Below are 21,747 nucleotides of genomic sequence, written 5' to 3' on the forward strand. Positions count from 1 at the left end.
ACGCGCAGACGGTGTTTGCTGTGGCACCGGCTGCGGAATGTGATTGCAGGAAACTCTTGGTGCAAGGGAGAGGGCCGGTCGCTCGGAAGAGCGGCCGGCCCTCGTGCACGTCGGGCTGGTGCATGTCGGCCCTCGTGCATGTCGAACCCGCCCCTGTCGGGGGCCGTCGGTAGTGTGGACGGACCGTCCGACCAGAGGGGAGCGCGATCGTGAGCGACTCACGCCGCAGCGAGAAGGCGACCGCCGTCGCTGCCTGGGAATCACTGTTCCGCGCCCAGGTCACCGTGATGCGGAGCCTCAACGCGGACTTCCCCGGCGGCGAGATCTCCTTCAACGAGTACGACGTCTGCTTCAACCTGTCGACGCAGCCCGGCCGGCGCTGCCGCATGCGTGACCTCACCGGTCACCTGCTCCTCACCCAGCCGAGCGTGAGCCGCCTGGTCGATCGCCTGCTCGCCCGCGGGATCGTCGAGAAGCAGCCGGACCCGTCCGACGCCCGCGGCGTGATCGTGGCGCTCACCCCGCACGGGTTCGACGTCTACCGCCAGGTGGCCGTGCAGCACGCGGCGAGCATCGCGCAGCAGGTCGGCGCCGGGCTCTCCGACGCCGAACTCCGCACCCTCACCGAGCTGTGCACGAAGCTGCGGCTCGCGGTCGGCACCGCCCCGGGCCGACGACCCGTCGCGCGGACGGTCTCCGAGTCGGATCCGGCACCGGTGTGACCGGCGCACTGGTCTGGCTCCGCGACGACCTGCGACTGGCCGACAACCCCGCGCTGCGCGCTGCGATCGACCACGGCGGCGACGTCACGGTGGTCTACGTCCTCGACGACGAGTCCCCCGGCATCCGTCCCGCCGGCGCCGCCAGCCGCTGGTGGCTCCACCACTCGCTCACCGCCCTCGACGGCGACCTGCGCGACCGTGACTCGCGGCTGGTGCTGCGACGGGGCGCGGCCGCCGCGGTGATCGACGCCCTCGTCGCCGAGTCCGGAGCGGACGCCGTGTTCTGGAACCGTCGGTACGGCCCCGCCGAACGCGAGGTCGACGCCGGCATCAAGAGCGCGCTGCACGACCGCGGCATCGAAGCGCACAGCTTCGCGGCGAACCTGCTCTGGGAACCGTGGACCGTGCTCACGGGTCAGGGCGAACCGTACAAGGTGTTCACCCCGTTCTGGCGCGCCGCCCAGGCGATGCCCGAACCGCGGCACCCGCTCCCGAAGCCCCGGGACCTGCCAGCACCCGCCCGGGTCACGAGCGACGACCTGGACCAGTGGGACCTGCTGCCGACCCGTCCCGACTGGGCCGGCGGACTCCGCGACGCCTGGGAACCCGGCGAGCACGGCGCCCACCAGCGGCTCGAGCACTTCGTCACCCACGCGCTCGAGGACTACGACCAGCGGGACGAACCCGCCATGGCAGCCACGAGCGACCTGTCCCCGCACCTGCGCTGGGGCGAGGTCAGCCCGTACCAGGTGTGGCACCGGTTGCACGGAGCGCTCGAGCCGGAGCAGCGCAAGAACGCCTCGGCCTTCCTGCGGCAGCTGGCGTGGCGCGAGTTCAACTGGAACGAGCACTTCCACTGCGAGGACATCACGACGGTGAACGTGCGTCGGGAGTTCGACGCGTTCCCGTGGCGGGACGCCCCGGCGGCCGAGGTCGACCGGTGGCGCACCGGCACGACCGGGTTCGACCTCGTCGACGCCGGCATGCGGGAGCTGTGGCACTCCGGCGCCATGCACAACCGCGTCCGGTTGGCGACCGCGAGCTTCCTCGTCAAGAACCTGCTGGTCGACTGGCGCGTGGGCGAGCAGTGGTTCTGGGACACCCTCGTCGACGCCGACTCGGCCAACAACGCCGGGAACTGGCAGTGGGTCGCCGGGTCGGGCTTCGACGCGGCGCCGTACTTCCGCGTGTTCAACCCCGACCGGCAGCTCGAGCGGTTCGACCCGCACCGTGAGTACGTGCACCGGTGGGTCCCCTCGGACGAGCTCCGGCCCGAGCCGATGGTCGACCTCAAGGCGACGCGGCAGCGCGCCCTCGACGCCTACGCAGAGATGCGTCGGTCGTGACCCCGTGGGACGCCGCCGTCGCGCAGGTCGACGCGCTCTTCCGTGACCGTGTCGACCGCGGCGTCGCACCGAGCAGCGCGTGGGGTGTGTTCGACCGGACGGGTCTCATCGCCTCCGGGGGCCACGGCGACCGTGGCGACGGGCAGCGACCCGATGCCGACAGCGTCTACCGGATCGCGTCGTGCACCAAGAGCGTCACCGCGGCGATGCTGCTGACGTTGGTCTCCGACGGCCACCTGGACCTCGACGCACCGGTCACCGCCTTCGTGCCCGCGTTCGGCGCCGTACACCTGCCCACACCGGACTCCCCCGTGCCGACCGTACGGATGCTGCTGACCATGTCGGCCGGGTTCCCCACCGACGACCCCTGGGCGGACCGGCAGGAGTCGATCAGCGACGCCGAGCTCGACGACGTCCTGCGCGGCGGACTGTTGTTCGACTCCGTGCCCGGCACCCGGTTCGCGTACTCGAACCTCGGCTACGCCCTGCTCGGTCGGGTCGTCGCCGTCGTCTCCGGCCGCCCGTTCACCGAGGCGGCACGCGACACGGTGCTCCGGCCGCTCGGTCTCGACCACACGGTGTTCAGCGCGACCGAGTCACCAGGACCGGTCGTCACCGGGTTCCGTCCGCACGACGGCGACTGGGAACCCCTGCCGATGACCGGCCCGGGGGCGTTCTCGTCCATCGGTGGCCTGTTCTCCACCGTCCGCGACCTCGCGCGCTGGGCGACGCACCTGGCATCGGCGTCGTCCGACACCCCGGAGCCCGGACCGGTCTCCCCCGCCGATCGCCGGCTCATGCAGCAGGCGATGCGGGTCGTGCCGTCGTCGGTGGTCCCCGGTTCGTCGCGCCCCACGGCGTACGGCTTCGGGCTGTTCGTCGAGCAGGACGACCGGTTCGGCGAACTCGTCTCGCACTCCGGCGGCTACCCGGGGTTCTCGGCGCACATGCGGTGGTCCGCGCAGACCGGCCTCGGTGTCGTCGCGTTCGAGAACGCGACGCAGGCGAAGGTCTCGGCCGCGGCGCAGCAGGCACACGACCTGCTCCTGGAGACCGCGCGTCTGACGGCGTCCCCGGCACTCGCCGGTACGGGCACCGGACCCGCGCGCCGCCCCGGCGCCGACCCGACCATCCGGGCGACGCGAGCCGCGCAGACCGCCGTGACGGGCCTCCTGGCCGACTGGCACGACGACGTGGCGGACGCGATCTGCACGCCGAACGTGGCGATGGACGTCCCCTACGATCGCCGCCGACGCGCGATCGCCGCCGCGGTCGCCGAGGTGGGGGCGGACCTGGCCGCTGCTCCCGTCGCCGAGCAGTCGTCGACGCCGTCGCACCTGCGCTGGTGGTTGCCCGGCGCCTGCGGGCGCCTGCGCGTCGAGATCCGGCTCGCCCCGTCGTCGACCGGTCGCGTCCAGACCCTCACCGTCGTGGCGGAGCCCGCAGAGGGCTGACCGGGCGGAACGTACGGTCGTGACCGCGGCCGGCTCGAGCCCCGGTCCCGGCCGTCACACCGGCGGTCGGCCGCCGACGAACCCGAGCGCCCGGGCGGCGACCCGGGTGCCCTCGCGCGCCGCCGCTCCGACCCGCACGGGATCGGTCGCCCACGCCCGCACGAACCCCGCGGCGAACGCGTCGCCGGCACCGACCGTGTCGACGACCGTCGCCGGTGTCGCGGCGACGCGGTGCACGCTCCGACCACGCCGCCCCACCAGCACACCGTCGGCGCCCACCGTGACCACCACGAGCGGGACGTGCTCGGTCAGTCGCCGCACCGCGTCGTCGAGGTCGGTCGACCCTGTCAGTTCGAGGGCCTCCTGCCGGCCGGGGAAGAGGACGTCGACACCGGCGAGGGCCTCGAGGAAGGCGGGAGCACCGACCGACCGGACGATGGCCGCCGAGGACGGGTCGAGCGACACCCGGGCCGGTCCTGTCCGGGCGCGGGCGACCAGGGCGGCGATGCGGTCGGCGCCGCCCCCGAGCATCGCGTGCCCGGTCAGGTGCACGATGTCCGCACGTCGAGCCACGGCGTCGGGGACGTCGGCGGCCGTGAGCTTCCCGCTCGCGGCCGGGTCGGACATCGCCGTGCGGCCGCTGTCGTTGCGCACCGACACCACGACCCCGGTGGAGGTCATCGCGTCGTAGCGCAGGTGCGGTCGGACGCCGGCGTCCTCCAGCGACCGTTCGTGCCGGTAGACGTCGTCGACGCCGACCCGGGCGACGAGGTCGACCTCGGCGCCGAGCCAACCGAGCCAGGCAGCGGTGTTGCCGGCAGCGCCGGTCGGGCGGTGGCGGATCACGGCTGCGGGATCGTGGACCCCGATGGTGTGTGCGGTGGTCTGCACGAGCACGCCGTCCAAGACGTCGCCGACCACCAGGAAGCGTTTTCCGGCACCCCGACGGCGCCCCGCGACCACCCGTCCGGCACGGGTCCCCTCGGGCTGCGACACGGGCACGGAGGCCTCTTGCGGCGTGGACATCTGCCTCAGTCTACGCGGAACCGAGTATTGCTCCGTTTTCACGCCCCGACAGCCGGTTCCGCGCGGTGACCGTCAGACCGAGCGACCGGTAACATACTCCATGACACCGGTCGTCGATAGCGCGACCGCCGCCGCCGATCCGACGGAGATGCCATGCCCCGGAAGCCCGACCCGACGCTCAAGCCGGCGATCCTCGAGAAGGTCACCCTGCACCTGCTCGACACCAAGCTCGAGGACGTCTCGGTGCGCAGCCTCGGTCGCGTCCTGGGCACGAGCGCGTACCCGATCGTCTACCACTTCGGCTCACGCGACGCGCTCATCGACTCGGTCGTCGAGCACCTGGCCGACACGGTCTGCCACGCCGCACTCGATCCCGGCGCGGACCGCGCTGCGCTCGGCGACTACCTCGTCGCCACCTTCGGCGGGCTCGGCGATCCGCACCGCGCCCTCGCCGCGCGGCTCACCTTCGAGCTCGGGTCGGTCGAGGCGCTGGACGGCCGCACCCGACACCGCGGTCTGCACCGGGACCGCGTCGCCGCGGTCACCGCGTGGTGCCTCGCGCACGGCTACGACGCCGCGGCAGCCGACCGCGCCGCACACGACGCCGTCATGGCCGCCCGCGGTGCGCAGTGGAGCACGATCGTCGACCGGGAGCGCACCGACGCCGACGCCGCCCTCCGCGCGATCGCCGACCGACTCGCCGCGGGCGCGTCCGTTCCCACGGCCTGATCCACGAACGGGAGGCACGGTGCCAGCTGGCACCGTGCCTCCCGTTCGTCCGTCGGTCGCGTCACGCGACCCGCGGTCGGTGGATCAGAGCGTCACGAACGACTGCGACTTCGCGTTGGCGAAGCGCGCCGCGACGTTCTCCCAGTCGACGATGTTCCAGACGGCCTTGACGTAGTCCGCCTTGACGTTGAGGTAGTCGAGGTAGAAGGCGTGCTCCCACATGTCGAGCAGGAAGATCGGCACGAGACCGAACGGCACGTTGGCCTGCTGGTCGAACAGCTGGAACGTGGTCAGCTTCTGGCCGACGGTGTCCCAGGCCAGGACGGCCCAGCCGGAGCCCTGGATGCCGTTCGCGACGGCGGCGAACTGCGCCTTGAAGGTGTCGAACGAGCCGAAGAACTCGTCGATGGCCGCGGCGAGCTCGCCCTCGGGGACCTTGGTGTCCGGGCCGAGGTTGGTCCAGAAGATCGAGTGGTTGACGTGCCCACCGAGGTGGAACGCCAGGTCCTTCTCGAGCTTGTTGATCGCACCGAAGTTGCCCGACTCGCGCGCTTCACCGAGCTGCTGCAGCGCGGTGTTCGCTCCGGTGACGTAGGCCTGGTGGTGCTTGTCGTGGTGCAGCTGCATGATCTTGCCGCTGATGTGCGGCTCGAGTGCGGCGTAGTCGTACGGCAGCTCCGGCAGGGTGTACTCAGCCATGTGAGGTCCTTTCGATCAGTGGGTTGCGGATGGGATTCCGCGGCTCACGAGAGCCGGGAACGATCGGTGAGGGAGTGGAATTCCCGGTTGTGGTAGACCAGCGGCTCGCCGTGCTCGAGGCCGACGACGATGTCGAGGACCTCGGCGACGACGACGGTCGAACTGCCGATCGGGGTCGTGGAGAGCGGACGGCACCGGAGCGCGCTGGCGGCGCTGGGCAGGTAGCGGTCACCCGAGGGCAGCGTGCCCCAGATCGGGTCGTCCGCGGTCGGGCTGCCCGTCGAGGCGAAGCGTCGCGCGAGGGCGACGCTCAGCGAGTCGACCAGGTGGACGACGAAGACCGGTGCGCCGAGCACGACCCCGGCGGACCCGGAGTTCGTGGAGAGCGAGAACACGAGCACCGGCGGGTCGACCGCCACGCTCGCGACGCTCGAGGCGGTGAGTCCGGTCGGACCGTCGGGCCCCTCGGCGGTGATGACGGCGACGCCGGCCGGGTGCCCGCGGAACGCGGACTTGTACGCTTCGGCGATGTTCGCCGGGGCTTCGTCGGGCATGGTGTTCGTCGTCGTTCCTTCGCACGGGGTGAGCCGTCACTGGGCGGCCATGTCCCAACGTATGACCTGAACCATGGTTGAGGTCAACGATTCACAGGTTCGACCGCTCCCGGGCGTGCCGGATGACGCCGCATGACGCGTCGTGCGGCCCCGCGGGGGCCACTTCGTGAGCAGAAATGGTCGAGTCGCTCGCGACGACCCGACCATTTCTGCTCACGAAACGCGCGCGGCCCGCGATCAGCGGCGCTTGAGCATGACGACGGCGCCCGCGGCGGCGATCACCATGAGCACCGCGGCGACCCCCGCCGTGATCGTCACGCCGGAGTCGAACGCGGCCCGCGCCGATTCGAGCAGCGCCTTGCCGGTCGGTCCGCCGAGGGACGACGCGGCGGACACCGCACCGCCGAGCGTCTCCTGCGCAGCGGTGTGCGCGGTCGAGCTCAGCCCGCCCGGCACCACGACGTGCGCCCGGTAGGTGGTCGCCAGGATCGTGCCGAGGACGGCCGTACCGAGCACCGCGCCGATCTCGTACGCGGTCTCGGACATCGCCGACGCTGCACCGGCCTTGTCCGCCGGCGCGGTCGAGATGATGAGGTCGTTCGTGACGGTCTCGGACGCGCCGATGCCGATGCCGAGCAGCACGAACGCGAACGCCAGTGCGGCGATCGACGCATGGTGCCCGAGGACCGCCACGAGGGCGTACGCGGCCGCCGAGAAGAGGAGCGAGGCCGACACGACCCAGCGCGGTGCCACGCGGGCGACGACCGGCACGACCGCCAGACCGGCGACGATCGTGAGCACCGATCCGGGGATGAGCACGACGCCCGAGGTGAACGGGTCCAGACCCGCGACGAGCTGCAGGTGCTGCGCGATGAAGAACAGGAAGCCGGTCAGCGAGAACATCGCCATCAGGTTCATGAGCACGCTGCCGGTGAACGCCGTGCTGCGGAACAGCCGCAGATCGAGCATCGGCGTGCGGGAGCGCAGCTGCCGGCGGACGAACGCGATGCCGCACACGACCCCGACGGCGAGCATGGCGACGGCGAACCCGCGCTCCTCCGGGTGCACGACCGACTTGATCGCCCACGCGGTCGGCGCCAGCGCGCCGAGGGACAGGAACATGCTCGGCACGTCCACCGGACCGGGCATCGGGTCACGCGATTCCGGCACGCAGAACGGGACGCCGACGAGCATGAGCACGAGGATCGGCACCGCGATCAGGAAGACGCTGCCCCAGTGGAAGTGCGCGAGCAGCGTGCCTCCGACGAGCGGGCCGAGGGCGTTGCCGGCCGCGAACATGGTCGACCAGACGGCCAGCGCCATCCGCCGCTCCCCCGCGTCGACGAAGACGTTGCGGATGATCGAGAGCGTCGCGGGCATGAGCATCGCGCCGAACACGCCCATCGCGATCCGGGCGGCGACGAGCATCCAGGCGTCGGTCGCGAACCCCGCGGCGACGGAGAACAGCGCGAAGCCGGTGGCTCCGATCACCAGGATCCGACGTCGCCCGATGCGGTCACCGATGCTGCCCATCACCACGAGCAGGCCGGCCAGGACGAGCGGGTACGCGTCGACGATCCAGAGTTGCGTGGTGGCGTCCGGGTTGAGCGCGCGGCTGATCGACGGCAGCGCGAAGCTCAGCACGGTGTTGTCCACCGAGATGAGCAGGACCGGCAGCATGAGCACGGCGAGCGCGAGGAACCGTCGGGCGCGGCTCCCGGTGACACGGGTGGCGACGGGGCTGGTGAGCAGTGCGGACACGGCGGACTCCTGGGACTTCGAGCCGGACCTGGTCGACGGCGGGGCGGTGCGTGGGGCAGACGAGACGGGACGCGGGATGGACACGCGCCCCGTCAGGACTCCGCCAGTGTACCGTCTGGACGGTGATGGTTGCAAATGCAACCAACAGGCTGACGGGAGGCCCGTGGCGGGCCCGCCACGGGCCTCCAGTCCGACGACTGGTCCCGCCCAGGGCGGGTGGCTGGAGCGGCGGCACGACCCGCGTCCGGTGCCGGGGTTCCGGGGCCGGGGTACTGGTGCCGGAGTTCCGGTGCCGGGGTTCCACAACACGCCGCGTGGTCTCCGCCCGGGTTCCGATGTCGGGCGGCACGAGCGCCGACATGCCGAGATTTCGGAACCTCGGGGGCGGCGCGGGGCGGGCCGGCGGGGCGGGGCGGGACAGAGCGGCGGGGCGGGGCTCGCGGCTGTCGTCAGGCCGAGTCGCGGACCAGCAGGCTGTGACGCACGGTGCGCTGCACTCCGGGGCCGTGCCGTGGCAGCTCGCCGGCGAGCATACCGAGGGCGAGGGCGAGCGCCTCGCGCGCGACGGCGTCGAGGTCGACCGCCAGGGTGGTGAGCGTCGGTGACACCAGCGCGCCGAGCGGCAGGCCGTCGACGCCGACGACCCGGACGTCACCGGGGACGTCGACGCCCGCACGCCGACACGCCTGCAGCACGCCGAGCGCCATCACGTCGTTGAACGCGAGGATCGCGTCGAGCCGGCGCTTCCGGGCGAGGATCCGCACGGTCTCCTCGGCACCGCACTCGGCCGTGGCGTGCGGCGCGTGCACGAGCTCCGGCAGGTAACCGCGGCGGCGGAGGGCGTCCAGCATGAGCCCGCCGCGTGCGCTCGTGTGGTCCGGCGACGAGTTGTCGAGCACGACCGGGTGCCGCACCCCGGTCGCCACCAGGTGGTCGGCGAGGGCCTCGATCGCGTCGGCGGGGTCGATCCACACGGCCGCCGTCGGCGGGTCGGAGGACGGGTCGAGCTCGACCATCGGCACGTTGCCGAGGACCTCGCTCCACCGGTGCCGACGCGAGCCGAGGTAGCCGATGACCACGTCGGTCTGCGCGCCGAGCGCCTGGACCATCCGGTCCGCGTCGCTCGCCAGGTCGACGTCGGCGAGCATGACGTTCCACCCCTGCTCGGCGGCGAGCCGGAACACGGCGGAGGCGAGCTGGGGCGTGTAGGGGTTCCGCAGGTCGTTCACGACGAGCCCGAGCTGGTGGTCGCCGCCGGTGACCAGCCCACGGCCGAACCGCGACGGCCGGTAGTCGAGCGCCGCCGCGACGGCGAGCACCCGTTCCTTCGTGGTCGCGCTGATGCCGGACATGCCGTTCATCGCACGCGTGACGGTCTGCCGGGACACCCCGGCAGCCGCGGCGACGTCGATGATCGTCGCGCGGCCGCCGGGGTGCGGTCCGTCCGGTGGCGACTGGGTCAGTCGCGGAGGTCCAGCCATGCCACCTGTTCCGGGGTGAGGTCGACGGAGAGGCCCGTCATGGACGATCGGGCCTCCGCGATCGTACGGGGTCCGAAGAGCGGGAACGTCGGGAACGGCTGGTTCAGCACGTACGCCAGGGCGATCGCCGTGGCGGGGACGCCGAACCGGTCGCCGAGCTCCCGCGCGCGACGGAGTCGCTCGAAGTTCTCGTCGCTGTAGTAGCAGCGGACGAGCTCGGCGTCGCTGGTGTCCTCGGGCGTCGCGCGGCCGGTGAAGAAGCCGCGGGCCTGCGACGACCACGGCAGCAGCGGGACCTGACGCTCCTCGAGCCACGCCTTCGACGCGGCGTCGGTCGCGTGCTCGCAGCCGTCCCACGGCACGTCGTACGCCTCGGCCAGGCCGAAGTGGTTGCTGAGGACCTCGAACTCGTGCTTCCCGTTCGCCCGGGCGTAGGCGTTGGCCTCGTCGAAGCGTGCCGGGGTCCAGTTCGACCCGCCGTACACGCGGATGCGGCCCGCGCGGCGGTGCTCGTCGAGGACGTCGACGAACTCCCCCACCGGGATGTCCGGGTTGTCGCGGTGCATCATGTAGATGTCCGCGTAGTCGGTGCCCTGACGTTCCAGGCTCTCGAGCAGCTGCTTCGTCAGGGACTCCGGGTCGCAGAACGGCGTGTGCGCGCCCTTCGTGATGACCACCACGTCCTCACGGACACCGCGGTTCTGGATCCACTTGCCGAGCCGGCCCTCGAGCACGCCGCCGCCGTAGATGTAGCCGGTGTCGAAGACGTTGCCGCCCTGCTCGACGAACAGGTCGAAGATCGCGCTGGCGTGCGCCAGGTCGGGCTGGTTGTCGACGCCCATGACCAGGCGGGACAGCCGCTTGCCGACACCCGGGATCTCGCCGTACTTCATGGGGTTGCCGTCCTGGACCCGGAGCGGCCGACCGCTCACGGTGGGGATGTCCGCGGTCTCGGCCTCGAACGGGTACCGCAGGCCGATCGCGGCGCGCCACTTGTCGAGGGTGCGGGCGGTGGCGAGCGACTCGTCGATCGTCATCTGCGACGCCTCGACCGCACCGGCACGCAGTGCGTCGGTGGTGGCGTCTGCCTCGCGGGCGTAGGGGTGCTCGCCCGCGAACGACAGCGAGCGCGGGTCCTCGTCGACGGTGCGGATCTCGATGGTGGGGTCGTCGCCGAGGGTCCACGGGTCGGTGAGGACGATGCGACCGCGCGAGCCGTACACCGTCACGGCGTTGTCGTCCTGCACGAAGACGCCGGTGCGGACCGACGCCGTGATCCCGCCCTTGTAGGTGAGCTGCGCGACGGTCCACTCGTCGACGCCGGTCGGCCCGAGGGTCCCGGTGGCGGTGAGCTCCGTCGGCTCGGCGACGGCGACACCGGTCGCGGCCTGCACGATCGCGGCGGCCATCGTCACCGGGTACCCGCCGACGTCGAGGATCCCGCCGCCGGCGGTGTCGACGTCGAACAACCGGCCGGTCCGCTCGCCGGTGCGGAACGCGAACGAGGCGTCGATGTGCGTGACCGCGCCGACGACGCCGTCGCGCACGAGGTCGAGCAGCGCCGCGGTCTGCGGGTGGAAGCGGTACATGAACGCCTCGACCAGCGGCAGGCCGGCCTGGCGCGCGGCGTCGGCGAGCGCCATGGCGGTGCCGTGGTTCGGGGCGAGGGGCTTCTCGCACAGCACGGCCTTGCCGGCTTCGAGCGCGGCGAGGACGAGCCGGGCGTGACCGGTGTGCACGGTCGACACGTAGACGGCGTCGACGCGCGGGTCGGCGAGGACCTCGTCGTAGGTCGCGGCGGAGACGTCGGCGAAGCCGAGCTGCGCGGCTTCGTCGGCGAAGGTCTGCGCCCGTTCGGTGGACGAGCTGCCGGCGGAGACCAGGGCACCACCGCTCGCGGGCAGCTGGGAGAGGAAGCGGCGGGCGATGCCCCCGGGGCCGAGGACGGCCCAGCCGGGGCGGTCGGCGACCGTCGGAGTCGTGGTGCTGGCGGTGTTCGCGGTCTGCGCTGACATGCGGATCCTTGTCGTCTCGTGAACCTTCACGGTCACGACGACGCTAGTGCCACACGCGCGGTGGATCAATGCGTGCGTGCTCCACTCGGCGTGTCCCACAGAGCCTGCTCCGGACCGCTTCGTGAGCGTTCACGGCCCGGCGCTGACGAGTGGTGCCCGCTGCGCGCGCAACTCCTCCTAGACTCGTGCGCATGGCCAGTGCCCGCGACCGCGTCCTCGACAGCTTCGTCGCCATCGTGTGCGAGGACGGCGAACGTCCCGCGACGCTCGACGCCGTCGCCGCGCGCGCCGGTGTCTCCAAGGGCGGGTTGCTGTACCACTTCGGATCCAAGGCGGCCCTGGTCGAGGGGCTGTGCGAGCGGCTGTCCGACCTGTCCGCCATCGACGTCGAGCGCATGGCCGAGGCCGAGGACGGCGCCGCCCGCTACTTCGTCCGCAACTGCCTGTTCGTCGGCAGCGAGCTCGACCTCGCGCTCCTCGCCGCGAGCCGCCTGCAGCAGGCCGGCTACGAAGAAGCGGGTCGCACCCTCGACGACACCGAGAACGCGTGGCTCGCGACCCTCGTCGACGCGCTCCACGACGAACCGACCGCCCAGGCCGTCAAGCTCCTCGGCGACGGCCTGTACCACCAGGCCTCACTGGGGGCGGCGAGCGACGGTCGCCCGAAGCGCAGCACCGTCGACATGGAGGCCTTGCTCGCCGTCGTGGACCGTCTGATCGCGACGAAGCCCGGCGCGTGAACGACCAACCCCGTTCCTGGGGATAGACTTGGCGACGTTCCACTCGTCGACACCCGGAGGTATCCCGTGGGCCGCGTCATCGCCGCTGTTTTCTCGATCCTGCTGCTGCTGGTGTCGATGTACCTGTTCGGGTTCGCGTTCCAGGTCGACTCGGGTCAGGCGTTCGTCTTCATGGGCGGACTGATCCTGATGACCCTCTCCTTCTTCCTGCCGATCCACGTCTTCGGCAAGCGGTAACCACCCCGCTGACGCAGAACGGCCCCGCACCGCTCGAGGTGCGGGGCCGTTCTGCGTGCCGGAGACGTGTGGGGAACCAGGTTCCGGACACAGCACCGCGGAACGGCGTGGTGTTGTGTCCGGAACCTGGTTCCGCGAGCGCCCGCCGCTACGCGAGGACGCGCAGCGAGCGCAGCGTGACCGCGGTCGCGACCGCGGCGTGGACGGCCTCGGCGCCCTTGTCCTCCTTCGACCCGGGCAGCCCGGCCCGGTCGATGCCCTGCTGCTCGTCGTCCAGCGTCAGCACACCGAAGCCCACGGGCTTGCCGGTGTCGATCGCCACGCGGGTGAGCCCGCTCGTGGCGGCGTCGGACACGTACTCGAAGTGCGGGGTGCCGCCCCGGATGATCACGCCGAGCGCGACCGCGGCGTCGAACCCGGCCTCGAGGGCGGTCTTCGCGACAACGGGCAGCTCGAAGCTCCCCGGCACCGGGAACACCGACGCGGTGGCGCCGAGTCGTTCGACCTCGCGCTGCGCGCCGGCGAGCAGACCCGCCGCGATCGTGTCGTGCCACTGTCCGGCGACGATGGCCACCCGGATCCCGGTTCCGTCGACGTGGTCGCGGTCCGCCGCGCCTGCTCCGCTCATCGTGCTGTCCCTTCCGTGGACGGGGCAGCTGCTGCCGCCGTCCGGTCTGCCGCGTCCAGCCACTCGACGAGCGCGGCGATGGTGATGACGGGCACGCCCTCGCGCGCCCCGAGTGTGACGAGCGCCGGCAGCCGCATCATGCCGCCGTCCTCGTCGACGATCTCGCAGATCGCCGCGGCGGGCCGCAGCCCGGCAGCCGTGACGAGCTCGATCGCTGCTTCGGTGTGCCCCGCACGTTCGCGGACCCCGCCCGGCCGCGCACGCAGGGGGACGACGTGACCGGGACGGTGCAGGTCGTCGCGCACGGACGTCGGGTCGGCGAGCACCCGCAGCGTGCGCGCACGGTCGTGGGCACTGATGCCGGTGGTGACCCCGACGGCGGCGTCGACGGTGACGGTGTACGCGGTGCCGCGGACGTCCTCGTTGTGCTGCACCATCGGCGGCAGGTCGAGGGCGTCGGCGATCCCGGTGCTGACGGGCGCGCAGATGAACCCGGACGAGTGCGCCACGGTCCAGGCGATCCACTCGGGCGTCGCGAGCTCGGCGGACAGGATGACGTCGCCCTCGTTCTCGCGGTCCTCGTCGTCGACCACGATGACCGGGCGACCGGCCGCCACCGACGCGATCGCGGCCTCGACGCTCGCCAGGCCGAGCGTCTGCGGCACGGACGCGACCATCACCGGGCCTCCGACCCGACGGTCTCGAGCGTGCCGACCGCGGCGTCGAGCCGCAGCATCCGGCGCACGTGCCGTGCCAGCACGTCGGTCTCGACGTTCACCCGGTCCCCCGGCACGCGCAGGCCGAGCGTCGTGGCCTCGAGCGTCTCGGGGATCAGGCTGACCTCGAACCAGGCGGCGTCGGGCGCGGTGTCCTCCGGCGAGACGGCGCTGACGGTGAGCGAGACGCCGTCGAGTGCGATGGATCCCTTGTCGACGACGAGCGGGCTGAGCGCCGGCGCGAGCGAGAACCGCACCCGGCGCCAGCCGTCGCCGTCGGCGGTCTCCAGCACGGTGGCGGTGCCGTCGATGTGGCCCTGCACGATGTGGCCACCGAGCCGGTCGCCGACCGACGCCGCACGTTCGAGGTTCAGGCGGTCGCCCACCCGCAGCGCTCCGTGCGCGCTCATGTCGAGGGTCTGCTTCATGACGAACGCGGTGAAGGAGTCGGGGGTCTGCTCGACGACGGTCAGGCACACGCCGCTGGTGGCGATGGAGTCGCCGTGGCTCGCGTCCGCGACCACGATCGGCCCGCGCACGGTGAGCGCGACGGAGTCGCCGTGCTGCTCGACGGCGGTGACGGTGCCGAGTTCCTCGATGATGCCGGTGAACACTGGTGTCCTCTCAACGGGACTCCGGGGGTGTTCGACGATCGTCGGCATCGACGGACGGGTCGCCCCACGCAGGGTGGGTCGTCTCGTCCGCCAGCGCGCCTCCCATCCGGACTCTCACCGTCGGTCCCGGAGTTTCACCGAGTCAACCTCTGACGGGTTCGCACCCGTCATCAGTTCGTGGACTGTCACCACCGGTTCGGAATTGCACCGACCCCGGAGCGCTTGCGTAGTCGGAACGATACCCCAGACCGGTGACGGACGCGTCGAGCCGGGACGCACCGTGTAACGCGCGGTCAGCCGCGTCCGCGCGCGAGCGCGACCGCCTGCCGCAGCGACAGGTCCGGCAGGTACGCCCGGACGACCGCGAGTCCGATCGACGGCAGCGCGACCGGGTCGGGGTAGGCGAGGACGAGCGGGTGCAGGTCGGGTCCGAACTTCTGCTTGAACCGCAGCAGCGACCGGAAGCCGTAGACCGGTTCGAGGACTCCCCCGACGAGCTCGAGCAGGCTCTGCACCCCGTCGTTCGGCGCAGCGGCCTCGCCCGCCTGTGCGAGCGGCGCCGCCGACAGGCTGAGCCGTTCGACACCGTCGTCCCGCATCCGTTCGGCGGCGCTCGCGACGAGGAACTCCATCACGCCGTTCGGCGCGGCCTCGGTCCGGCGCATCACGTCGAGCGTCCACCCGACGACCCGGCCCTCGCGGTGACTCGGCAACCAGCTCGTCACGGCGAGTACCCGCCCGGTGGCGTCCTGCGCGACGAGCGTCCGGACCGCGGGGTCGCGCATCTCGTCCACCCCGCCGAGCGTGAAGCCCATCTCGGGGAGCTCGCGCTCGGACACCCACTCCTCCGAGATCGCCTCGATCTGCCGCGCCGTCGACGGCGGCAGGTCCTGCCATGACGACCACGTGGCGGTGATGCCCTCGCGACGAGCCCGGTTCACGGCCGTGCGGACGTCCTGCTTGCGCTTGCCCGTCGTCGTCCAGGTGCGCGGGTCGAGGTCGGCGTCCTCGGCCACCGGCAGCGTCGACCACCCCAGCGTCGTCAGCAGCTCGGCGTTCCGGGCGTCGACGCCGTAGAAGACGGTCGTCCACCCGTTGTCGTCGCAGTACCGGGCGAAGTCCGTCATCGCGGCGTCGCGGGCGTCCGGGTAGCCGAACGGACCACCGACGGTGACGGCCACGCCACCGCTGCGCCGGAACGCCACCCCGGCGCGCCCGTCGGCGGCGAACCAGTACGCGTTGCCGCGCCAGGTCGTCATCCACCCGAACGTGTCACCCCCGCCGGCGGTCACGAGCGCCCGGGCTCGCTCCCGGTCGGTGCGGGAGCCGTCCGCGTCGGTGTCCGGTTCCACCGCGCCGGTCGGTCGGACCGCGGCGAGCGCGACGACGAACCAGAGCACCGGTCCGGCGAGCCCGACCACGATGCGGAGCGCGGTGCCGAGCGACGGCAGTCGCTCCCAGGCGGCCGACGGCGACAGCGGGCCGAGCGCGGCGACGGCTATCCGGAGCGGGTCCTCGACGCGCTGCGGTGCGGACGCCGCGAACACCGCGACCGTGCCGACCACGACGGCGACCGCCGCGACCACGGTCACCGCGAAGGCGACCACACGCCGACGCGAGGGCAGCACCGTGAACGACCGGCGCCGGAGCACGAGGACGGCCGCGGTCGCGAGCGGCACCACGATCGACGCACCGACCGACAGCGCCGTGACGAACTCGTCGGCGGTGCCCTGCAGCCCGCCGGCCCGCGCGGGCAGCACCCCGTAGGTGACCGCGGCCGCCACCGCCGTCACCAGGTCGACCGCCACCACGAGCCAGACGGCGAACCGGCTGCCCCGGAAGAGCCCGAGGCCGCCGACGACGAGGACGAGCAGGGGCGCGACGGCGAGCAGCAGCGTCCACGGGTCCGTCGCGCGGTACGCCAGCAGCGCGCGGAGGCACTCCGCCGAGGCCCCGTCCGTGCCGCAGCCGCTCACGGGCGTCACCGGCCCGGTGCCGAGCACCGCGGCGATCGGGGCGAGCAGTCCGACCCGTGCGCGGGAGACGAGCGCCACCACGGGACCGATCGCTGAGACCAGCACGACCGTCCCGAGCAGGACCCGGGTCTCGCGGTGCGAGCTGCGCACCCACCCGCCACGCTTCGGGGTGCGGCGGAGCAGCTCGCCGAGCACCCATCCCACCCCGGCGGCGAGCACCGCGTACAGGTCGGAGGCGTGTCCGGCGTAGAGCAGGAGCGCGGCCACGACGGCGAGCGCGTTCACCCGGATGCGCCGTCGCCAGAGCGGTCCGGCGAACGCGCTCGCGGTGACGATCGTGCCGACGATCGCGGTCCAGGGGTCGAAGGCCGTCGCCCGTCCGAGCAGCAGGCTCGTGAGGTCGCGACCGTCGGCGTCGACGAACGCGGTGAGCGCGCCGGCCGCGGTGCCGACGACGGTGGTGACGACGAACGCCAGAGCGGTCCGCCACGACCCCATCAGCCGTTCGGCGGCGCCGACGAGGACGACGACGCCGGCGATCGTGGCGAGCAACGCGACCGCGCCCGTGGACGCCGCGAAGATCCGGAAGGGCCCGTACGAGGCCGGGTCGGCGCCGTGCAGCACCCGGACGACGATGCCGAAGACCGCGGTCGCGACCACGAGGAACGTGATCGCGGCCGTCACCGGATGCCGGACGAGGGCGGAGCGCACCCCCTCATGGTGGTGCCGGCCGGCCGTTCGGACAACTCCGCGCACGGTGACGAGGGGCGTCGGCGGTGCGACGCCCCTCGGTCACCTGCTGTCAGCGCTGCCCGTCGGTGCCGACTCCGGAGTGCCGACGACGGAGCAGGAGCGTGCCCGCCCCGGCGAGCAGCAGCAGGAGCGCGAACCCGACGGGGACGACCGGCGATGCCGCTCCCGTGTACGCGAGCTCGGTCGCGCCGTCACCGGCGGCGACCGTGTCGGCCACCGTGCGTGCGATGGCCGGGAGCCCGGTGGTCGCGGCGACCGTGGTGGTCACCACACCCGCCGTGGAGGCCCGGGTCGGCCCGTCCGTGCCGGTGGCACCGGCCGGGGTGGTCACGGTTCCGGGCGCGGTGCCGTCGCCGACGTCCGTCCCGTCACCGGGGTTCGTGCCCGGGTCCGTGCCGTCACCGGGGTTCGTACCGGGGTCCGTGCCCGGGTCCGTACCGGGGTCCGTGCCCGGGTCCGTACCGGGGTCGGTGCCGGGGTCCGTGCCCGGGTCCGTGCCGTCACCCGGCGTGGTGCCGGTGCCGGTGCCGGGGGTGGTGGCGGTGCCGTCGCCGACGACACCGATGCCGTTCCCGCCGATCGTGATCGGCAGGCTGATCACCGGGACCACCTGGGTGCCGGAGAGCAGGCCACCGTCGCCGGAGGTCGTCCCCCCGGTCGACGGGGTCGTGCTGCCCGGGGTGGTGCCCGTCGGGGCCGTCGCGCCGGTGCTGGTGCCGTTGCCGACCACACCGATGCCGTTCCCCGACACCGTGATCGGGACCGTGACCACCGGGGACACCTGGGTGCCCGAGGCGGTGCCGTCGGAACCGTCCGTCGTGCCACCGGCAGCCGGAGCCGGACCGGCGGTCGTGCCGGTCCCCGCAGCGGGCGTCGTGCCCGTCGAGGTGCCGTCACCGAGGAGCCCGATGCCGTTGCCACCGATCGTGACCGGTACGTCGACCAGTCCGCCGACCTGGGTGCCCGAGAGCAGCCCGTCGTCGCCCGACGTGCTCGGTGCGGTCGTGGCCGGAGCGGCGGGGGCCGGGGCCGTCGCCGGGCCGGACGCCGCAGCGGTGCCGTCCCCGAGGACGCCGATGCCGTTGCCGAACACCGTCACCGGGACCGACACGACCGGGGCGACCTGGGTCCCCGAGCCCGTGCCGTCCTCGCCCGAGGTCACCGGTGCCGGAGCGGCGGGTGCAGCCGGGGCGGCCGGGGTGGGTGCAGCCGGGGTGGCCGGCGTCGTGGTCGACACCGCGTCACCGCCGACGGCGACAGCATTGCCACCGACGGTGACGGGGACGGTCACGTCGCCGGCGACCTGTGTCCCCGAACCGGTGCCGTCGGAACCGGACGTGGTCGGAGCAGCGGCCGCAGCCGGAGCAGCCGGGGCAGGGGCCGGGGCCGGGGCCGACACTGCGTCGCCCCCGACGGCGACCGCGTTGCCGCCGACGGAGACCGGCGCGGTCACGGTCGGCGCCACGTGGGTGCCGGAGGCCGTGCCGTCGGCTCCCGAGGTCGTCGGCGCGGACGCCGGAGCAGGAGCTGGGGCTGCAGGAGCGGCAGCGGGCGAGGTCACCGACGACACCGCGTCGCCGAGCACCCCGAGGGCGTTGCCGGTGAGGGACACCGGAGCGTCCACCGAGGGAACCACCTGGGTTCCGGACACGGCGCCGTCCGCTCCGGAGGTCGTGGCCGCGTTCGCCGCAGCCGTCCCTCCGAGCGTGAGGCCGCCGACGAAGAGGGCGAACCAGAGCCCTCTCGAGACGTACTTGTTCATGGTCGTACTCCCTGATCGAGATCGTTGACCGACCGCGGTCGCGGTCGGTGTGTGTGCGTGCCTGCCGTGCCGGACAGGCGCACCGATCTCAGTCAGGGGCGACGTCGTGCTCGCCGACGACCGATGCGGGGACCGCGTCGTCGGAGAGCGTGCCGCGAGACCCCGCGGCGAGGGAGACGATGTCGTCGGTCGAGCCGACGATGCCGACGGCTGCGACGCCACCGGAGGTCGAGGTGGCACTGCCACCGAGGACACCCGCGCCGCCAGGGCCGTCGGACGGCGAGGAGTGGCCGTCGCCCGGCTCGGGCAGGAGCAGCGCGGTGCCGCCGAGGGTCGCGTCCTGCACGCCGCCGACGGCGACGGGCACGACGAGCGGCCCGGTCACGAGCGCGGACGGCACGGCCGCACCGGGACGGCGCTCGTCGCTCGTTCCGGGAGCGGCGGGATCGTCGGTCGTCGCGACCGTGGTCGCGGACGGAGTCGTCGCCGTCGCGGCGGCCTGCGGCGGACGCGCGGACGGGACCGTCGTACCGGGCGCGCCGGACGGGGTGGGGCCGGTGACGACCGGAGGTGCGGGGACGTCGACGACGGGATCCGTGCCTCCTGGCAGGACGGCACCGACCGACGGGACGACGCCCACGACGACGTCGGGGACCTGCCCGACGGCCGTGCCGACACCGCCGAGCGTGTCGTCCACCAGCCCGGTCACCGGCCCGGTGACCGTGCTGAGGGTGTCGTCACCGACGATCGCACCGACGACCGGGACGCTGCCGACCACGTGGCCGACCGTGTCGACGACGGCGGTCACCGGCCGTGCTCCGGTGACCGTCTGCACGGTCCCGGTCACGGGACGCAGCGCCGTCGCGACGGTGTCGGTGACGGGCCGGGAGGCGGTGCCCACCTGCTCGACGACGCCCTGTACCGGGTGCGTGGCCGGCTCGGCCGCGGGGGCGGTCGTGGCCGGCACCGCGGGTGCGGGCGCGGTCGTCGGAGCGGCAGGGGTCGGGGTCGCGGGGTTCGAGGCCGCGGGGGCCGGAGCAGCGGGCGCAGGTGCGGCGGCAGTGGGCGCCGGGACCACCGGGGCAGGCTTCGGGGCGGCCGGAGCAGGGGCCGGTGCAGCAGGTACGGGCTTCGGCGCGGGCGCGGGCGCGACCGCCGTGCGGACGGGGTCCACGACGCCGCCGACGACCCGTCCGACACCGCCGGACACGTCGTGCACGGTCTCGCCGAGGCCGTCGACAACACCGGTGACGAGTCCGCGCTGCTGCGTCTGGGCGGGCGGCGCGGACGCCGCGTCGGCAGCCGAGGCGGGACGGGCTCCGAACCCCAGGGACAGCAGCACGAGGGCAGCGAGGGTCCCGACGCCCAGCAGGGCGATCCGGAGCACCGTGAGCCAGGGAGCGCGCGATGTCGTGTCCATGCGCTCACCTCCTGAACTCGGCTGCGCACGTAGAGTGGTTGACCGGCAATGTACGCCGGTCCGGTCCGGAACGCACCCTGTTCTGGAAGAAATTCTCAGGAAAGGCCGTCCGTGGTCTCGATCTTCACCGCTCCGACCCGCAACCTGGACATCGTCACGCTGCACGAGATCCTCCGGCTCCGGCAGGACGTCTTCGTCGTCGAACAGGGGGCCGCCTACGGGGACATCGACGGGCGTGACCTCGAGCCCGGCACCGTGCAGTTCTGGGCGGGCCAGGGCTCGGTGGACGCCACGCTCCGCCTCCTGCGCGAACCCGACGGCACCGAGCGCATCGGCCGGGTCGTCACCGCGGCGCACGCCCGCGGGCAGGGACTCGCCGGACAGCTGATCGAGGCTGCGATCGCCGAGTCCCGCTCGCCGAGCATCGCCCTCGGCGCCCAGTCGCACCTCGAGAAGTGGTACGCCCGCTTCGGGTTCGTCCGCTCCGGGGACGAGTACCTCGAGGACCGGATCCCGCACGTCCCGATGACCCGGCAGCGCTGACGGAACCCGCCAGGCACACGGGCGGGGGAACTCGCGTCAGGCGCGCCAGCGTCGGAGCTCGTCGAACGAGCGACCCTGCGTGGACCGGTCGGCGACGAGCCGCTCGAACACGATGTTCGTCTGCGTCGTCGCCACGGAGGGGTCCCCGCTGAGCTCGTCGGCGACGAAGTCCCGGAGCTGCTCGGTCGACTCGCACGCGATGTGCACCAGGAAGTCCTTGTCACCGGCCAGGAACGAGACGTCCTGCACGACGGGCACGCGGAGCAGTCGCTTCGCGAAGTCCCGGAGTTCGTGGCGGGCCGCTGCGTGGACCCGGACGGAGACCATCGCCTCGATCGAGAACCCGAGGCGGGCGATGTCGACCTCGGCCCGGTAGCCGCGGATCACCCCGGCGTCCTCGAGTGCTCGGACCCGGGTCAGGCACGTCGACGGCGCGATGCCCACGGCGGCCGCGAGCCGGTTGTTCGGGATCCGGGCATCGCCGGCGAGCGTCCAGAGGATGCGCTCGTCGACCTCGTCGAGGCGCGGAGCGGGGTCGGGACGGCGAGCGGGTCGGTCAGACACGGCTCGA

20 protein-coding genes and 1 riboswitch are annotated in these 21,747 nt (G+C 73.0%); of the genes, 7 read left to right on the plus strand and 13 right to left on the minus strand.

All coding sequences use genetic code 11. The annotated features are described in order from the left end of the window. Nucleotides 1-209: 209 nt before the first annotated feature. From EDF63_RS15360 to EDF63_RS15370, 3 genes are read left to right on the plus strand one after another with little or no spacing between them, the layout of a single operon-like run. Nucleotides 210-722 (plus strand): MarR family winged helix-turn-helix transcriptional regulator, encoded by a 513-nt coding sequence (locus EDF63_RS15360; protein WP_123313867.1) that lies wholly within the window; start codon nucleotides 210-212, stop codon nucleotides 720-722. Beyond that, complete coding sequence (locus tag EDF63_RS15365; protein WP_123313868.1) at nucleotides 719-2,068, plus strand: deoxyribodipyrimidine photo-lyase; 1,350 nt, start codon at nucleotides 719-721, stop codon at nucleotides 2,066-2,068. The genes EDF63_RS15360 and EDF63_RS15365 overlap by 4 nt, the downstream gene beginning before the upstream one ends. After that, the gene (locus EDF63_RS15370) at nucleotides 2,065-3,522 is read left to right on the plus strand and encodes a serine hydrolase (RefSeq protein ID WP_123313869.1); all 1,458 of its coding nucleotides are present in this window, start codon (nucleotides 2,065-2,067) and stop codon (nucleotides 3,520-3,522) included. Before EDF63_RS15365 ends, EDF63_RS15370 begins: the two co-directional genes overlap by 4 nt. Nucleotides 3,523-3,576: 54 nt before the next feature. Here EDF63_RS15370 and EDF63_RS15375 read toward each other — a convergent pair whose 3' ends face one another. Then, on the minus strand, nucleotides 3,577-4,548 hold the full coding sequence (locus EDF63_RS15375; protein WP_123313870.1) for a carbohydrate kinase family protein: 972 nt from the start codon (nucleotides 4,546-4,548) through the stop codon (nucleotides 3,577-3,579). Between the two features lie 153 nt (nucleotides 4,549-4,701). Here EDF63_RS15375 and EDF63_RS15380 point away from each other — a divergent pair, with 153 nt between their 5' ends. Further along, on the plus strand, nucleotides 4,702-5,277 hold the full coding sequence (locus EDF63_RS15380; RefSeq protein WP_123313871.1) for a hypothetical protein: 576 nt from the start codon (nucleotides 4,702-4,704) through the stop codon (nucleotides 5,275-5,277). Between the two features lie 84 nt (nucleotides 5,278-5,361). On the opposite strand, the gene EDF63_RS15385 is transcribed toward EDF63_RS15380, so the two are convergent. The 5 genes from EDF63_RS15385 to EDF63_RS15405 form a co-directional block, all read right to left on the minus strand. Further along, complete coding sequence (locus EDF63_RS15385) at nucleotides 5,362-5,976, minus strand: superoxide dismutase (protein ID WP_111084300.1); 615 nt, start codon at nucleotides 5,974-5,976, stop codon at nucleotides 5,362-5,364. A gap of 44 nt (nucleotides 5,977-6,020) precedes the next feature. Next, nucleotides 6,021-6,530, minus strand: coding sequence for a flavin reductase family protein (locus EDF63_RS15390; protein ID WP_111084301.1), 510 nt, complete (start codon nucleotides 6,528-6,530; stop codon nucleotides 6,021-6,023). Nucleotides 6,531-6,767: 237 nt separating this feature from the next. Further along, the gene (locus EDF63_RS15395; protein ID WP_123313872.1) at nucleotides 6,768-8,291 is read right to left on the minus strand and encodes an MFS transporter; all 1,524 of its coding nucleotides are present in this window, start codon (nucleotides 8,289-8,291) and stop codon (nucleotides 6,768-6,770) included. A 449-nt stretch (nucleotides 8,292-8,740) separates the two neighbouring features. Next, nucleotides 8,741-9,772, minus strand: coding sequence for a LacI family DNA-binding transcriptional regulator (locus tag EDF63_RS15400; protein ID WP_123313873.1), 1,032 nt, complete (start codon nucleotides 9,770-9,772; stop codon nucleotides 8,741-8,743). Continuing rightward, the gene (locus EDF63_RS15405; protein ID WP_123313874.1) at nucleotides 9,751-11,787 is read right to left on the minus strand and encodes an aldo/keto reductase; all 2,037 of its coding nucleotides are present in this window, start codon (nucleotides 11,785-11,787) and stop codon (nucleotides 9,751-9,753) included. The genes EDF63_RS15400 and EDF63_RS15405 overlap by 22 nt, the downstream gene beginning before the upstream one ends. A 191-nt stretch (nucleotides 11,788-11,978) precedes the next feature. Between EDF63_RS15405 and EDF63_RS15410 the strand changes: the two genes are divergently transcribed. Continuing rightward, nucleotides 11,979-12,527: a TetR/AcrR family transcriptional regulator gene (locus tag EDF63_RS15410; RefSeq protein ID WP_123313875.1), complete on the plus strand. Its 549-nt coding sequence runs from the start codon at nucleotides 11,979-11,981 to the stop codon at nucleotides 12,525-12,527. Nucleotides 12,528-12,593: 66 nt separating this feature from the next. Next, a complete protein-coding gene (locus EDF63_RS18740) occupies nucleotides 12,594-12,764 on the plus strand; it encodes a hypothetical protein (protein WP_185021456.1) in 171 nt (56 codons plus the stop codon). 148 nt (nucleotides 12,765-12,912) lie between these two features. On the opposite strand, the gene ribH is transcribed toward EDF63_RS18740, so the two are convergent. The 6 genes from ribH to EDF63_RS18745 all read right to left on the minus strand — a co-directional run bounded on the left by ribH (nucleotide 12,913) and on the right by EDF63_RS18745 (nucleotide 20,633). After that, nucleotides 12,913-13,392, minus strand: coding sequence for a 6,7-dimethyl-8-ribityllumazine synthase (ribH, locus tag EDF63_RS15415; RefSeq protein WP_123292070.1), 480 nt, complete (start codon nucleotides 13,390-13,392; stop codon nucleotides 12,913-12,915). Continuing rightward, nucleotides 13,389-14,057: a 3,4-dihydroxy-2-butanone-4-phosphate synthase gene (ribB, locus tag EDF63_RS15420; RefSeq protein WP_260233131.1), complete on the minus strand. Its 669-nt coding sequence runs from the start codon at nucleotides 14,055-14,057 to the stop codon at nucleotides 13,389-13,391. Before ribB ends, ribH begins: the two co-directional genes overlap by 4 nt. A gap of 11 nt (nucleotides 14,058-14,068) precedes the next feature. Then, the gene (locus EDF63_RS15425; protein ID WP_123313877.1) at nucleotides 14,069-14,722 is read right to left on the minus strand and encodes a riboflavin synthase; all 654 of its coding nucleotides are present in this window, start codon (nucleotides 14,720-14,722) and stop codon (nucleotides 14,069-14,071) included. Nucleotides 14,723-14,812: 90 nt separating this feature from the next. Beyond that, nucleotides 14,813-14,947, minus strand: a riboswitch (FMN riboswitch). Nucleotides 14,948-15,015: 68 nt separating this feature from the next. After that, complete coding sequence (locus EDF63_RS15430; RefSeq protein WP_123313878.1) at nucleotides 15,016-17,409, minus strand: bifunctional lysylphosphatidylglycerol flippase/synthetase MprF; 2,394 nt, start codon at nucleotides 17,407-17,409, stop codon at nucleotides 15,016-15,018. A gap of 91 nt (nucleotides 17,410-17,500) precedes the next feature. After that, nucleotides 17,501-19,213 carry a hypothetical protein gene (locus EDF63_RS15435; RefSeq protein WP_123313879.1) on the minus strand — a complete coding sequence of 571 codons (1,713 nt, stop codon included), beginning with the start codon at nucleotides 19,211-19,213 and terminating at the stop codon, nucleotides 17,501-17,503. Between the two features lie 88 nt (nucleotides 19,214-19,301). Next, entirely contained in the window at nucleotides 19,302-20,633 is a 1,332-nt protein-coding gene (locus EDF63_RS18745) for a hypothetical protein (RefSeq protein WP_185021457.1), read from the minus strand. Nucleotides 20,634-20,744: 111 nt separating this feature from the next. Here EDF63_RS18745 and EDF63_RS15450 point away from each other — a divergent pair, with 111 nt between their 5' ends. Next, nucleotides 20,745-21,176, plus strand: a complete 432-nt coding sequence (locus EDF63_RS15450; RefSeq protein ID WP_123313881.1) for a GNAT family N-acetyltransferase — start codon at nucleotides 20,745-20,747, stop codon at nucleotides 21,174-21,176. 36 nt (nucleotides 21,177-21,212) lie between these two features. Here the strand turns inward: EDF63_RS15450 and EDF63_RS15455 are convergent, their stop codons facing one another. Next, nucleotides 21,213-21,740 carry an Lrp/AsnC family transcriptional regulator gene (locus EDF63_RS15455; RefSeq protein WP_123292064.1) on the minus strand — a complete coding sequence of 176 codons (528 nt, stop codon included), beginning with the start codon at nucleotides 21,738-21,740 and terminating at the stop codon, nucleotides 21,213-21,215. Nucleotides 21,741-21,747: the final 7 nt, after the last annotated feature.

The sequence above is a fragment of the Curtobacterium sp. JUb34 genome, assembly GCF_003755065.1.
GTDB lineage: Bacteria > Actinomycetota > Actinomycetes > Actinomycetales > Microbacteriaceae > Curtobacterium.

Coding starts and splice junctions, on each gene's coding strand:
- EDF63_RS15380 (WP_123313871.1), top strand. CDS start 4,702: ATGCCCCGGAAGCCCGACCCGACGCTCAAGCCGGCGATCCTCGAGAAG.
- EDF63_RS15400 (WP_123313873.1), bottom strand. CDS start 9,772: ATGGCTGGACCTCCGCGACTGACCCAGTCGCCACCGGACGGACCGCAC.
- ribH (WP_123292070.1), bottom strand. CDS start 13,392: ATGAGCGGAGCAGGCGCGGCGGACCGCGACCACGTCGACGGAACCGGG.
- EDF63_RS15375 (WP_123313870.1), bottom strand. CDS start 4,548: ATGTCCACGCCGCAAGAGGCCTCCGTGCCCGTGTCGCAGCCCGAGGGG.
- EDF63_RS15435 (WP_123313879.1), bottom strand. CDS start 19,213: ATGAACAAGTACGTCTCGAGAGGGCTCTGGTTCGCCCTCTTCGTCGGC.
- EDF63_RS18745 (WP_185021457.1), bottom strand. CDS start 20,633: ATGGACACGACATCGCGCGCTCCCTGGCTCACGGTGCTCCGGATCGCC.
- EDF63_RS15405 (WP_123313874.1), bottom strand. CDS start 11,787: ATGTCAGCGCAGACCGCGAACACCGCCAGCACCACGACTCCGACGGTC.
- EDF63_RS15385 (WP_111084300.1), bottom strand. CDS start 5,976: ATGGCTGAGTACACCCTGCCGGAGCTGCCGTACGACTACGCCGCACTC.
- EDF63_RS15410 (WP_123313875.1), top strand. CDS start 11,979: ATGGCCAGTGCCCGCGACCGCGTCCTCGACAGCTTCGTCGCCATCGTG.
- EDF63_RS15390 (WP_111084301.1), bottom strand. CDS start 6,530: ATGCCCGACGAAGCCCCGGCGAACATCGCCGAAGCGTACAAGTCCGCG.